Raw genomic sequence first — 12,930 nt, forward strand, 5'->3', positions numbered from 1 at the left:
CTGTTGGAGTTTGCAAATTACAACTAAAAAACATGCAAAAACTAAGTACCTGGATATTGAAATCGGCCGGTTGGCGAGCATTTGTGACTGTAGAGGAACCCGCTAAAAGTGTGATTTGTGTAGCCCCACATACCAGCAATTGGGATTTTTTGATTGGCAAACTTTCTTATTGGGCTTTGGGACGGAAGTCGTCTTTTCTGATTAAAAAATCGTGGTTTGTTTTTCCGCTGAATTATTTATTTGATTCTTTGGGCGGAATTCCGGTCGACCGTTCGAAACGAAACTCGGTGACGCAGCAAATGGTTGAAGAATTCGACAAAAGGACGTATTTTCACCTGGCTATTACTCCCGAAGGCACTCGCAGTCTGGTGCATAAATGGAAGATGGGATTTTATCATATCGCAGTAAAGACTAATGTGCCTATACAGTTGGCTTATATCGATTATGAGAAAAAAGAGATGGCCATCAAAAAAGTTTTTTACCCAACCGGAAACGAGAAAGCCGATTTGGAAGAGATTCAGGAGTACTATAAAAACGTCAGCGCCAAGAATCCAAAGAATTTTTATATCCCAGAAGAGTAGTTGATAGTTGAAAGTTGAAAGTGAAAATGTAATATAATATCGCGAAGCTAATAACACGGAGTAACTATCGCCGCAGGCAACTATCGCGAAGTAAATATCACGAAGTAAATAACGCCGCAGGCAAACAACAATTTATCATGCGCATTTCCATTATTCAGGATACTATAGTTTGGGCCGACAAGGATGCTAACCTTCAAAAGACAGGAGAGCAGTTGGCTGCATTGGCCGGTAAAACGGACTTGGTGGTGCTGCCCGAAATGTTTACGACCGGGTTTTGCACCGATGATTTGCATTTAGCCGAACCGAAGGAGGGTGACACTATTCAGAAACTAAAGCTTTGGTCTAATAAGTATGCGTTTGCTATCGCCGGTAGCTTCATCGCCTCTGAAGAAGGTAAGGTGTACAATCTTTCCTTTTTTGTTTATCCTGATGGTAGCGTAGTAACTGCAGGGAAACGTCATTTGTTCTCTATGGGCGGCGAACAAAATCACTTCTCGGCAGGCAATAAGCGTTTAATTGTAAATTATTGCGGTTTTAATATCTGCTTGTTGGTTTGCTACGATGTGCGCTTTCCGGTATGGGCACGCAATGTAAATAATGAGTATGATTTGCTGATTTACGTGGCTAACTTCCCCGAACGACGTATTAATGACTGGGATATTTTGCTGCGAGCCCGGGCTATCGAAAATCAAACCTATGTGTGCGGTGTGAATCGGGTAGGAGTGGACGGACTGGGAATAGCCTACAACGGACATTCTGCCCTGCTCGACTTCAATGCCAATTCACTATTGACTTTCCCCGAAAACGAAAGCTCTATTCAAACAGCAGAGCTCACCCCAGAACCTCTGCAACGCTATCGCCAAAAATTTGCAGTATGGCGCGATGCTGATAGGTTTGAGTTGAAGTAATTCCTTTTCTAACTGAGTTTTTTTGAGTCTGGTAATCTTGAATTGTTCTTATCTGTCCTTTTATTCTATTAATATTATCGCAATGCGGTTCATTTCGCCGGGGTTGGTTACCACGTTCAGGTCGTATCCGGCATTGCGTGCTGTTTGATAAACATCCACTGCAAAGCTTTCGGGGCTTGGGCGCGAATGGCTTTTATCTTTGCAGTCGTGGCGGTTGCCCACGCAGGTTTTGCAAATTGAGCAACAGGTTTGATTGAGCAAAAATACTTTTTGATGACCGCTAATGAAAATTTTTCGTTCGGTTTCCAATAGTTTAGCAGTCATCGCTTTTGACCAATCGGAAGGATAGTCGTTTTTATCGGCAAATATGCTCAACCGAATAATCAATCCAGTTTGATATTCGCTGAAAAATCGTTCACATTCAGTTACAGACGGCGTGTGTGGTGGACAAGTGCCGGTGCCATAATCGCTACAACCAAACATACATTTTACCCTAACCCACTGCGCTACCACTATTTCTTTGGGTGATATCCAACGGTAATCGGTGAGTTCCTGCTCTGCAAGAATGGCTTCAATTTTTTCTTTGGGAATCATATGAGTATGTTATTTTAGTGATAGGGTGATGCCCCCGCACTGCGTTTTTAAATAATGTATTTTTTATTCTTAGTTTACCAATTACCCGATTGTTTTCCTGTGATGCTGTCAATTTTCAGTATTAGCAAAGTCATGCGAGCCAAAGTTTTTTCTTCGTAATTCAACTCCATGTCCGCACCGTATTTTCGCATTATTAGGTCAAGCCCTTTTTTCTTTATGGCGGGGTCATTGTCTATCGTAATGGTGCCTCTTCCCATGACCGAGCGGTATTTGGCTGTCCATCCGCAAGGAATATCGCTCTTCACAATTTCATGATGAAGCTCTATTTCAAAACTGACTTTACTGTTTTGTTTCAGCAGTTCTATTTTCTTTCCGGCATGTGCCGAATGAATGTAGATTATATTGTTGTGGTAGGCATAGTTTACCGGAACAATGTACGCTTCAGCATTATCTACCAGTCCCAGCCTGCATATATCAGAACGCAGCAAAATTTCTTCAATTACTTTGTTGTCGGTTATTTCTTTATCGAGTCTTCTCATTATTCTTCGATGTGTTGGTGTTGGAATAAAAAAATCCCCGCTTACAAGCACGTGCAGAAGCGAGGATTAATTAATTGTTGTTATAGTCTGGTTACTCTTCAGCTTGTACGTTGTCAGTTTTCGATTTTTTTACCGGTTTTTCAGCAGCTTCGGTTTTGCCTTTAGGAGCATATTTTGTGCTCTTCTTTTTTCTGCGAACATAAGTTCCCGGAAGGATGACATCGATAAGGTGTTTCCCCAGAAGTCCCAGTTTCACAGCGCAACCCAGTGATGCTAAACTAAGCAACATGATAATCCATGTGTAAGATTGGGGCGTGAAAATGAGTAACTGAGCAAAGGAAAATATCAGAATAAAAATACTATAAATGATCTTCGACTTCAATAACGGAGTTCTCAACGTTTTAAACCTTGTGATTCCATCTACTACCCCCGAAATGAATGATATTACTAACGAAAGGGGTAAAGCCCAAACCGAAAATGTAATAACCGAATGTACTATAGTTTCTTCAAAATTGGGGAAAATATAGTGAAACACAATGAGTAGTGGTGTAAGTGCCACAAAGGTTTGTGAAAGGTGAATGGCGATAGGGTGTATGTCCAGACTCAATATCAACAATCTGTTGGCCGAAACTCTTTCTCTGTATGGTTCAAAAACATTTCTTGGTAGTCCGCAAGCCGGACAAACATCGCCTAAGTCGCTTGCTTTCATTACATACCCACAAGGTCGGCAACGGACTAGTTCTTCATCTATCATAATTGGTATAATTTTAAATTTGTTTTGTTGCCACAAAGATAAAAACTTATTAATAATGGACAATGATAAAACTGTTTTTTTGTTTTAGACCGTTGATTTGATTCTGTTTTATAAGCGGATTTATTGATTTAATTTATAGAATCTGCACCACTCTGTAATTCCGCATTCTTCACACTTGGGCTTACGGGCCAGGCATACATAGCGTCCGTGCAGAATAAGCCAGTGATGCGCTTTGGGAATTAAATCGGCTGGTATGTATTTAACCAGCTCTTGTTCTGTTTGCAGTGGATTTTTTGAGTTGGTTGTCAGCCCCAATCGCTCGGAAATACGGAATACGTGTGTATCAACAGCCATCGTGGGTTTGTTGAAAACCACCGATGCGATAACGTTGGCAGTTTTGCGCCCAACGCCCGGAAGTGTTTGTAGCATCGCTACATCGTCCGGCATCACACCGTTAAAGTCCGAAACTAATTTTTGAGCCATGCCTACCAGATGTTTGGCTTTGTTGTTTGGATAGGAAATGGATTTTATGTACTCAAAAATAACTTCGTGGTTGGTAGCTGCCATTGCCTCAGGGGTAGGGAAATCGGCCAGCAAACGGGGCGTAATCATGTTTACTCGCTTGTCTGTACATTGCGCCGACAGAATAACAGCTACCAGCAATCCGAATGGATCGGTATAGTGTAATTCGGTTTCGGCTACGGGCATATTTTTAGTAAACCAGTCAATAATGTGAGTGTATCGTTGTTTTGTTGTCATTGCGTCAATTTGTAAAATTCTGCCCGGATTTTATTACAGAGACTTCGTCCAGAGTATCTTCCGAGGGAATGGTTCTTTTTTCTGCAAATTTATAGGAAAAGATGTAATATGCGAGTTCATTTTTATTATTTTTGCATTTTAAAGAATAAACTACTATAACTCTATCTGTAAGCAAAAATACATGGCACCAAAGAAACCCATAAAAACCATCCCCAAACCAGAACCAAAGGCTGCTTCAAAAAAAGAAAGTAAGCCAAGAGATCCCAATGAACCGGGTTTTGGCGTAAGACTGAAAAACTTCCTGACTGATGAGCGTACCCGCATTGTAATGGGAATTGCAGTGTTGATAGGTGTTTTGTTTCTACTGGTGTCGTTCGTTTCTTATTTCTTTTTTGCGTATGTCGATCAGAGTAAGATGGAGCTCAGTTGGGGCGAATTGCAAAAGATGCGTTCCGATATTCAGAATTGGGGATCGGTGTTAGGCGCCATATTGTCGGATACGTTTTTACGTCGCGGCTACGGAATAGCCTCGTTTGCACTGATTTATTTCGGAACTATAATCGGGTTACGATTACTTACAGCAAAGGTTACTCCGGTTTGGAAAGCGTTTTTTCATACCTGCTTTTGGCTGGTCTGGTTTTCTACTTTGCTCGGTTTTGTGTTGATTCCGTTTACCGACAGCTATACATTTTCATTCTCGCCGGGTGGTGAGCAGGGCGACGAAGTGAGCCGCTGGCTGATTTCCTATGTGGGAAACTCCGGAACTTTGATGATTTTAATCGGGTCGTTTCTTATTTATGCGATTGTTTCCTCTAAGAAAACGATTCCTTTTCTCAAAGGTCTATTTAAACGTAAACCTAAAGATGCTGAAATAGCTGCTGAGCCTGAACTGGAATTTTCCGAAGAATCAGATGAATATGAATCAGAAGCTACCGTGGCGGTGGGAACTGAAATTATACCCGAAGACTGGATTGTAAAAGGCAATGAAAGCGATGAGGAACTTGTCATCGAAACTCCTGAACCTGAAAAGAACGATGTGCTTTTTGAAATTCAACAGCCCGAAGCTAATGAGGAGGTTAGAACGGCAGAAGATGAAGAGTCCGGTTTGACTAACGACGATAATGAAGACCCTTTTTACAATGTGGCCAAGTTAGGTAAATACGATCCCACACTTGATTTGTCGCATTATACTCCTCCTACACTTGATTTGCTCAAAGTGTATGGTACCGACAATGATACGCAGATAGACATGGTGGAGCAAAATGCCAATAAAGATCGTATTATCAAAACATTGCAAAACTACGGAATCGAGATAGAAACAATTAAAGCAACTGTCGGTCCAACTATCACGTTGTACGAAATTGTGCCGAAAGCAGGTGTGCGTATTTCCAAAATCCGTAATCTGGAGTATGATATTATGCTTAGTCTGGCGGCTACCGGTATTCGTATCATAGCGCCTATTCCGGGCAAAGGTACCATCGGTATAGAGGTGCCAAACTCCGATCCGCAGGTAGTTTCGATGCATTCGATAATCGCTTCCAAAAAATTCCAGGAGTCTAAGTTTGAACTTCCCGTAGCTTTTGGACGCACCATTACCAATGATATATTCATGGTCGATTTGGCTAAAATGCCTCACTTGCTTGTGGCGGGTGCAACTGGACAAGGTAAATCTGTAGGTTTGAACGCCATTATTACTTCCTTACTTTATAAAAAGCATCCGTCACAGTTGAAACTTGTGTTGGTAGATCCGAAGAAGGTAGAGTTTAATATTTACGGAGACATTGAGAAGCACTTTCTGGCAAAATTACCCGATGGGGATGATGCCATTATTACGGATACAAGTAAGGTGGTTGAAACACTAAACTCGCTTTGTAAGGAGATGGATGACCGATATGATCTGCTTAAAAAAGCGCATGTCCGAAACATTAAGGAGTATAACGAGAAGTTCTTTGTTCGTCATTTAAATCCGGAGAAAGGACACCGGTTTTTGCCATATATCGTGGTGATTGTAGATGAGTTCGGAGATTTGATTATGACTGCCGGAAAAGAAGTGGAAATGCCGATTGCCCGTATTGCCCAGCTCGCTCGTGCGGTAGGAATTCACATGATTATTGCCACGCAACGTCCGTCCGTTAATATCATTACCGGTGTTATCAAAGCCAATTTCCCGGCGCGTGTAGCATTCCGCGTATCGTCTATGATTGACTCGCGCACTATTCTCGATTCTCCGGGAGCAAATCAACTGGTGGGTAGGGGTGATATGCTTTTCTCGCAGGGAAATGATCTGACGCGCGTTCAGTGCGCTTTTGTAGATACTCCCGAGGTAGAAAATATCGTACATCATATTACCCAGCAGCAGGCATATCCAACGGCATTTTATTTGCCTGAATATGTCGGGGTAGAAGGCGAAGGAATAGATGCAAGCTCGGTGGATATGAGTAAGCGCGATCCTCTTTTTGAAGAGGCTGCCCGCTTAATTGTGGCTAATCAGCAGGGATCTACATCGCTCATTCAACGTAAATTTTCAATTGGTTATAATCGTGCGGGTCGTATTGTTGATCAGTTAGAAGTGGTTGGTATTATCGGACCTTTCGAAGGAAGTAAAGCCCGTCAGGTACTGGTGATGGACGATTACCATTTGGAACAGATTTTGAAGAACTTATAGTTTATTATCATCTCAACAATTATCACTATTCAACAATATAGTATTATGCTTAAAAAAATAATTTTCTCAATTGCCATTCTGGTTTTATCAGCTCAGTTAAGCGTAGCTCAGAATAATCCGCAAGCTGAAAAAATCCTGACCGATTTACTGGTAATGGCTAAAACAAATGCCATCAAAACTAATTTCAAACTAATAGCTACCGATAAAAACAACCTTCAGGGCTTGGCTTCGAGCGGTGTGTTTACACTGAAGGGAGCAAAGTTTGTGCTCGAAATGAGCGATATGAAAGTCTGGTTTGATGGAAAAACTCAATGGGCTTGGGTGGAACAAAATAATGAGGTTTCGATAACCGAGCCATCCGAAAAAGAACTTGCTGAAACAAACCCCATGGCTATCCTGTCGGGTTTCAAATCAAAATGTACGATTAAGTTTTCTGCAAAAGCAAAATCGGCTCAGAACTATTGCATAGAAATGCTCCCAAAAGCAGGAAGTAAGGATATTATCAAGATAGAAGTTCAGGTAAATAAAGCCTCAGGAGGGCTGTCTTCTATCAAACTGTCGAATAAAAACGGAACCAGTTCATTGCTTGTCTTGAGCAATTTCAAAAAAGGAATAGCGGCTGCCGATAATATCTTTGTTTTCAATGCGGCAAAACACAAAGGTGTATCTGTTAATGATCTAAGATAGTTTTTTTCTGGAAAATTCAATGTGATATGTCTATTGAATTTATAAATACCGCTATAGAATCTTCATTATCATCATACATAAAACCTTTTGATGTTATATTTGTTTGACAATTAAATTCTCACAAAAAACGATTTAAATATATGAACGAAAAAGTACGTTGCCTTATTATTGGCTCAGGTCCTGCAGGATATACTGCTGCAATTTATGCTTCACGCGCTAATCTTTCGCCCGTTTTGTACGAAGGTATGCAACCCGGCGGACAACTAACAACTACCACCGAAGTAGAAAATTTTCCGGGATATCCATCGGGTACAACCGGCACGGAATTGATGGAAGACCTGAAAAAACAAGCTGAACGTTTCGGAGCCGATATTCGTTTTGGTGCGGCTACAGCTACCGATTTGTCTGCTGCACCTTACAAGGTGACTATTGATGGAGAGAAGGTTATTGAAGCCGAAACCATCATTATTTCAACCGGTGCTACTGCTAAATACCTGGGATTGCCCGATGAACAAAAATATGCAGGTTCGGGCGTGTCGGCTTGTGCTACCTGTGACGGCTTTTTCTACCGGAAGCTTACAGTAGCAGTTGTTGGTGGCGGTGATACAGCTTGCGAGGAAGCAACTTACCTGGCCGGATTGGCAAGTAAAGTGTATCTTATTGTGCGTAAAAACTTTTTGCGTGCTTCTAAAATTATGCAGGAAAGAGTGTTGAGCAATCCGAAGATTGAAGTGCTTTTTGAACACGAAACACTGGGACTCACCGGCGAAAACGTGGTACAGGGAGCTGATCTGGTAAAACGCCGCGGACAGTCCGATGAGGAAAAGGTTCATATTGATATCGATGGTTTCTTTTTGGCAATCGGCCACAAACCTAATTCGGACATTTTCAAACCATGGATTGAGACTGACGAAGTTGGTTATATTAAAACTATTCCCGGTACACCACGTACCAATGTGTCAGGCGTTTTTGCGGCCGGTGATGTGTCTGATCCTCATTATCGTCAGGCTATTACAGCTGCCGGAACGGGTTGTCAGGCTGCCATCGAAGCCGAACGATATTTATCGGAAAAGGGCTTGTAAAACAACATATATTAATTTTAAACGGGATGTCGGTTTAGGCATCCCGTTTTTTGTTTGTCTGTACTATTCTCTCAGGGTTTCATTGTGCTCATTTCAATTACTTTCCGATGTTTTTTATACTCATCAATTCATTCTCAAAGTTGGTAAGGAGTATTTTAAAATATCCTTTTCATTTTGGCGGTTTTTTTGTACTTTTGTGCGATTAAAACTAAAAACACCTCTATGCAACCCAATATTGCAAAATCGGCTTTACACAATTTCCATTTTATCGGACTATTGTTGTCTGCTAAGTTTATTCTTTCTACTCAACGATATGAGATTTTGGCTATGATAGCCATTTTTATTTCGGTTATGGTAATTTTTATGCTTTTCAGAACCAGTCTTCATTTCAGGGAAACCGAATGCGAGGGTTTTATCTCTTATTGGAAAGCTTTCAGGTATATTTTTCTGATCTATTTATTTGGCTCTGTCGTGATGTCGATGGTTGTGCTTATTTACACAAGTCTTATTGATACTAAGTATTTAGCATATATGCTTGATACTATATTGAAAGCATATGAAAGTATGAACCTCTCAATAGACAATAATACTCATAAAGCTATGCAGATTATTTATACTCCAATTCCGTTTTCCATACTGAATATCTTTGCAAGTGCTTTTGCCGGTGCATTTTGGGCATTAATTATGGCATTTTTCGTTAGAAAGAAGTCAAATGATTTGTTTGATCAACAGTAATTGCCGGTATATATTAGCTTTTTCTAATAAGAACATGAAACTAAATTAAATATGGATATTTCAATAGTTGTGCCGTTGTATAATGAAGACGAGTCGCTCCCAAAATTGTTTGAGTGGATAGAGCGCGTCATGAATGAAAATAAATATAGCTATGAAGTTATTTTTGTAAATGATGGAAGCACAGACAAATCGTGGGAGGTTATTGAATCGCTTCAGAAACAATCGGCGAATGTAAGAGGAATAAAATTCCGTCATAACTATGGAAAATCTCCGGCTTTGTATTGTGGATTTCGTGCTGCCAAAGGCGATGTGGTTATTACCATGGATGCCGATCTACAGGATAGCCCTGATGAAATACCGGAATTGTTCTCAATGATTAAAAATGGGAATTATGATTTAGTGTCGGGTTGGAAAAAGAAACGCTATGACTCTAAGCTTACAAAGAATATCCCTTCAAAAATATACAATGCTACGGCTCGCAAAGTGACCGGACTCAATCTGCACGATATGAACTGCGGTTTGAAAGCCTATCGCAATGAGGTGATTAAGAATATAGAAGTGTACGGCGAAATGCATCGTTACATTCCTTTCTTAGCTAAAAATGCAGGATTTACCAGCATTGGCGAAAAAGTAGTTGAACACCGCAAACGGCAGTTTGGTGAAACAAAATTCGGATTGAACCGTTTTGTAAATGGCTACCTCGATTTGATGACACTTTGGTTTTTGTCAAAGTTCGGGAAGAAACCGATGCATTTTTTTGGATTATACGGCACTTTGATGTTCTTGCTTGGTTTTCTTGCAGTTATAGCTGTTGGAGTGAATAAGCTTATAGCTATAATTGAGAATGTGAAAGTATCGCTGGTAACCGATAGTCCTTACTTTTATCTGGCTATGTTGGCCATGGTTTTAGGAACGCAATTATTTTTGGCCGGTTTTGTGGGCGAAATAGTGGCGCGAAATTCTACGGAACGGAATAATTACCAGATAGAAAAAGAAATTTAAACCCGTTGGAATGAAACAGTTGTTAATCGTTGGATTGGGTGGCGCTATTGGAAGTATTGCCCGGTTTCTGGTTTCGAAGCTAAATTTGCACTGGCATTTTTTGTCGATACCAATGGGAACGCTGACGGTTAATGTTTTGGGAAGTTTGCTTATCGGTTTTATAGCAGGGGTTTCTGCCAGAACCGAAGTTATTTCGCCAAGTATGCGTTTGTTTCTGATGGTTGGTATTTGCGGAGGTTTCACTACCTTCTCGTCATTTACCAACGAAAACCTGACTTTGATGCAGAATGGTCAGTTTTTATCGGTATTACTCTATACGGGTTTTAGTATATTCTTTGGGTTTTTAGCAGTTTATTTGGGATATGTAGCTTCAAATTTATAGTAACATGAATTCAACCGGAAATAGTATTTTGAAATTCTATGCCAGCAGTACGGATAGAATTGGTCTCGATTTGCTGTACGAGTATCTGGTTACGACGGCAAAGAAGAGCGGCATAAAAGGTGTTACTGTTTATCGGGGCATAATGGGATACGGTCAAAGCAGTACTGAAATCAGTTCGACAAGATTTTGGGAACTGACCGAGAAACTTCCGGTAGTAATAGAGATGATAGATAAAACTGAGGTTTTGGAAGCATTTTACAAATCGATTGAAAATGAACTGTTGTCGATACCGAAGGGTTGCCTTATAACTATGCAGCCCATTGATATAAAACTTTTGAAAACCGGAACTTCGAATAAATAATTGGATTAATTATAAAAGAGCAGTATGGAAATCATGGATATTCTCAAAATATTATTGCCGGCAATACTTGTTTTGTTGACAGCTTATTTGTTGATAGACAGACTGCTAAAGAACGAAGATAAACGTCGCAATTTCGAACTGCGAAAAGACGTAGTTAATACTTTGACGCCCATTAGACTGCGGGCATACGAACGCTTAATCCTTGTATTGGAACGAACCACTCCTTCCACTCTCATTGTAAGTGTGGCTAAACCCGGTATGACTAATCTGGAACTCCAAACTCAGCTGTTGGCTTCAATTCGGCAGGAGTTTTCACATAACTTATCGCAACAAATTTATGTAAGCAACGAAATATGGGTTCATATTCGTGCTACGCAGGAGAGTTTACTGAGGTTAGTAAACTCTTGTGCCTCAAAATGCAATCCGGCTAATTCGGCTTCGGAACTGGCTGAGATGATTATTCAGGTTTACGATACCAGTGAACGTACTCCAACTGAACTAGCCATTGATAAACTTAAAAATGAGGTTCAAAACTATTTGTCCTAACGGAAATGTATTTGAAAGAAAATAAATGAAAAAAACTCAATATATTATATTCATCCTTTGCCTGTTTGTCGGTTTCTCGTGTGCAGTGGATGAAAGTTGCAGAACCAATCGGACGGTGTTGATGAATGTGGGAATGTATCACGTGACTAAAAACACCCTGACTAGAACTTCTACATCCATGGTTCTCGACAGCTTGACGGTGAGGGGACTGAAATATGATAAAGCTTTAAATAAATATGTTTATGTAGATTCGGTTTTATACAATAATGCTAAGGGGTTGAGCAAAATTAATTTGCCACTACAGAGCTTTGAGTCTAACTCAGTATATGAAATTGTTTTTAATGCAACTATTACTACACCGAATCCGCTTACCAATAAGGATGATATAGTAATTTATAAGAATAAAAAAGATACTTTTACCGTAGCGCATCAGAATATGGATAAATACTTATCGCTTGAGTGCGGGAGTATAAAAATTCATTCAGTAGATACTGTTTTGACAACCAATAATTTTATTGATTCACTAAGAATTACCAAACGCCAAGTAAATAACATCAATGTTGAAAATATTCAAATATACAAGTAGTTTGATTTTTTGCATGTTGATGGTTTATTCCGTACAGGCACAGAAAATTAAAGTACAACAAAAGACTGTTTCAGATAGTATTCCCGTACCGTTTTTCAATGGAATTATTGTGGAGGGAGATGTAGCTTCTATTGTAGGTTCGGCTTTATCAAAAGGAGTAACTTACTCTTACGAGGGAGCTGTAAAAATAGACTTAAAACATAAGTTTTACCCAACTTTCGAGTTTGGTTATGCCGGTGCCGATAAGCTAACTGTTGATAACGTAGGCTTTAATACCAACGGAGTTTTTTGGCGAGGTGGTATCGATATTAATATGCTCAAACACAAGAAAGCTGCTAATGCTATAAACAGCATGCTTTTACTGGGAGTAAGGTTAGGGGTGTCCAATTTTAATTACAGCATAAGCAATGTAAACATCACTGACGAATATTGGGGTGGACCTGTACAGGCAATGAACTACAATAATTTATCTACAACGAAGGTCTGGCTTGAGCTTACCGCAGGAATTAGGGTAGAAGTGCTGAAAAATATATACATGGGTTGGACTATCAGAAATAAAAACCTGTTGACGTCTACTGCAGATGGAGCTGTTACACCCTGGTATATTCCGGGTTTCGGAACGAACAAAAGTTCTAATTTGGGATTGAATTATACTATAGGATATAAATTTCAATTGCCATCAAAAAAGAAGAATACTGCTAAGCCCCCAACCGGTGAAGTAATTACAGCGAAAAAGAAATAATTCGCTC

General features: G+C 40.1%; 16 protein-coding genes. 12 read left to right on the forward strand and 4 right to left on the reverse strand.

Features of this window, described 5'->3' with window-relative positions:
• Window positions 1–32: 32 nt before the first annotated feature.
• Entirely contained in the window at window positions 33–581 is a 549-nt protein-coding gene (locus PALPR_RS01005) for a lysophospholipid acyltransferase family protein (RefSeq protein WP_013443729.1), read from the forward strand.
• A 137-nt stretch (window positions 582–718) separates the two neighbouring features.
• On the forward strand, window positions 719–1,489 hold the full coding sequence (locus PALPR_RS01010) for a nitrilase-related carbon-nitrogen hydrolase (protein ID WP_013443730.1): 771 nt from the start codon (window positions 719–721) through the stop codon (window positions 1,487–1,489).
• A gap of 60 nt (window positions 1,490–1,549) precedes the next feature.
• Here PALPR_RS01010 and PALPR_RS01015 read toward each other — a convergent pair whose 3' ends face one another.
• The 4 genes from PALPR_RS01015 to nth form a co-directional block, all read right to left on the reverse strand.
• Window positions 1,550–2,083: a DUF2284 domain-containing protein gene (locus PALPR_RS01015; RefSeq protein ID WP_013443731.1), complete on the reverse strand. Its 534-nt coding sequence runs from the start codon at window positions 2,081–2,083 to the stop codon at window positions 1,550–1,552.
• 74 nt (window positions 2,084–2,157) lie between these two features.
• Window positions 2,158–2,622 carry a pyridoxamine 5'-phosphate oxidase family protein gene (locus PALPR_RS01020; protein ID WP_013443732.1) on the reverse strand — a complete coding sequence of 155 codons (465 nt, stop codon included), beginning with the start codon at window positions 2,620–2,622 and terminating at the stop codon, window positions 2,158–2,160.
• 91 nt (window positions 2,623–2,713) lie between these two features.
• Window positions 2,714–3,376, reverse strand: coding sequence for a rubredoxin-like domain-containing protein (locus PALPR_RS01025; protein WP_013443733.1), 663 nt, complete (start codon window positions 3,374–3,376; stop codon window positions 2,714–2,716).
• A gap of 120 nt (window positions 3,377–3,496) precedes the next feature.
• Window positions 3,497–4,135: an endonuclease III gene (gene nth, locus PALPR_RS01030; protein WP_013443734.1), complete on the reverse strand. Its 639-nt coding sequence runs from the start codon at window positions 4,133–4,135 to the stop codon at window positions 3,497–3,499.
• Window positions 4,136–4,316: 181 nt separating this feature from the next.
• Here nth and PALPR_RS01035 point away from each other — a divergent pair, with 181 nt between their 5' ends.
• The 10 genes from PALPR_RS01035 (at window position 4,317) to PALPR_RS01080 (ending at window position 12,923) form a co-directional block, all read left to right on the forward strand.
• Window positions 4,317–6,800 (forward strand): DNA translocase FtsK, encoded by a 2,484-nt coding sequence (locus PALPR_RS01035; protein ID WP_013443735.1) that lies wholly within the window; start codon window positions 4,317–4,319, stop codon window positions 6,798–6,800.
• 45 nt (window positions 6,801–6,845) lie between these two features.
• Entirely contained in the window at window positions 6,846–7,487 is a 642-nt protein-coding gene (gene lolA1, locus PALPR_RS01040) for an outer membrane lipoprotein periplasmic chaperone LolA1 (RefSeq protein WP_013443736.1), read from the forward strand.
• Window positions 7,488–7,627: 140 nt separating this feature from the next.
• Window positions 7,628–8,569 (forward strand): thioredoxin-disulfide reductase, encoded by a 942-nt coding sequence (gene trxB / locus PALPR_RS01045; RefSeq protein ID WP_013443737.1) that lies wholly within the window; start codon window positions 7,628–7,630, stop codon window positions 8,567–8,569.
• A 222-nt stretch (window positions 8,570–8,791) separates the two neighbouring features.
• Window positions 8,792–9,304, forward strand: coding sequence for a DUF4199 domain-containing protein (locus PALPR_RS01050; RefSeq protein ID WP_013443738.1), 513 nt, complete (start codon window positions 8,792–8,794; stop codon window positions 9,302–9,304).
• Window positions 9,305–9,355: 51 nt separating this feature from the next.
• On the forward strand, window positions 9,356–10,306 hold the full coding sequence (locus PALPR_RS01055; protein ID WP_013443739.1) for a glycosyltransferase family 2 protein: 951 nt from the start codon (window positions 9,356–9,358) through the stop codon (window positions 10,304–10,306).
• Between the two features lie 10 nt (window positions 10,307–10,316).
• Window positions 10,317–10,688 carry a fluoride efflux transporter CrcB gene (gene crcB, locus PALPR_RS01060; protein ID WP_013443740.1) on the forward strand — a complete coding sequence of 124 codons (372 nt, stop codon included), beginning with the start codon at window positions 10,317–10,319 and terminating at the stop codon, window positions 10,686–10,688.
• Window positions 10,689–10,692: 4 nt separating this feature from the next.
• The gene (locus PALPR_RS01065) at window positions 10,693–11,049 is read left to right on the forward strand and encodes a DUF190 domain-containing protein (RefSeq protein WP_013443741.1); all 357 of its coding nucleotides are present in this window, start codon (window positions 10,693–10,695) and stop codon (window positions 11,047–11,049) included.
• A gap of 24 nt (window positions 11,050–11,073) precedes the next feature.
• Window positions 11,074–11,595, forward strand: a complete 522-nt coding sequence (locus PALPR_RS01070) for a DUF7935 family protein (protein ID WP_013443742.1) — start codon at window positions 11,074–11,076, stop codon at window positions 11,593–11,595.
• A 25-nt stretch (window positions 11,596–11,620) separates the two neighbouring features.
• Window positions 11,621–12,181, forward strand: a complete 561-nt coding sequence (locus PALPR_RS01075) for a DUF6452 family protein (protein ID WP_013443743.1) — start codon at window positions 11,621–11,623, stop codon at window positions 12,179–12,181.
• Complete coding sequence (locus PALPR_RS01080; RefSeq protein WP_013443744.1) at window positions 12,153–12,923, forward strand: DUF6048 family protein; 771 nt, start codon at window positions 12,153–12,155, stop codon at window positions 12,921–12,923. The genes PALPR_RS01075 and PALPR_RS01080 overlap by 29 nt, the downstream gene beginning before the upstream one ends.
• Window positions 12,924–12,930 lie beyond the last annotated feature (7 nt).

The organism is Paludibacter propionicigenes WB4 (assembly GCF_000183135.1).
Classification (GTDB): Bacteria; Bacteroidota; Bacteroidia; order Bacteroidales; family Paludibacteraceae; genus Paludibacter; species Paludibacter propionicigenes.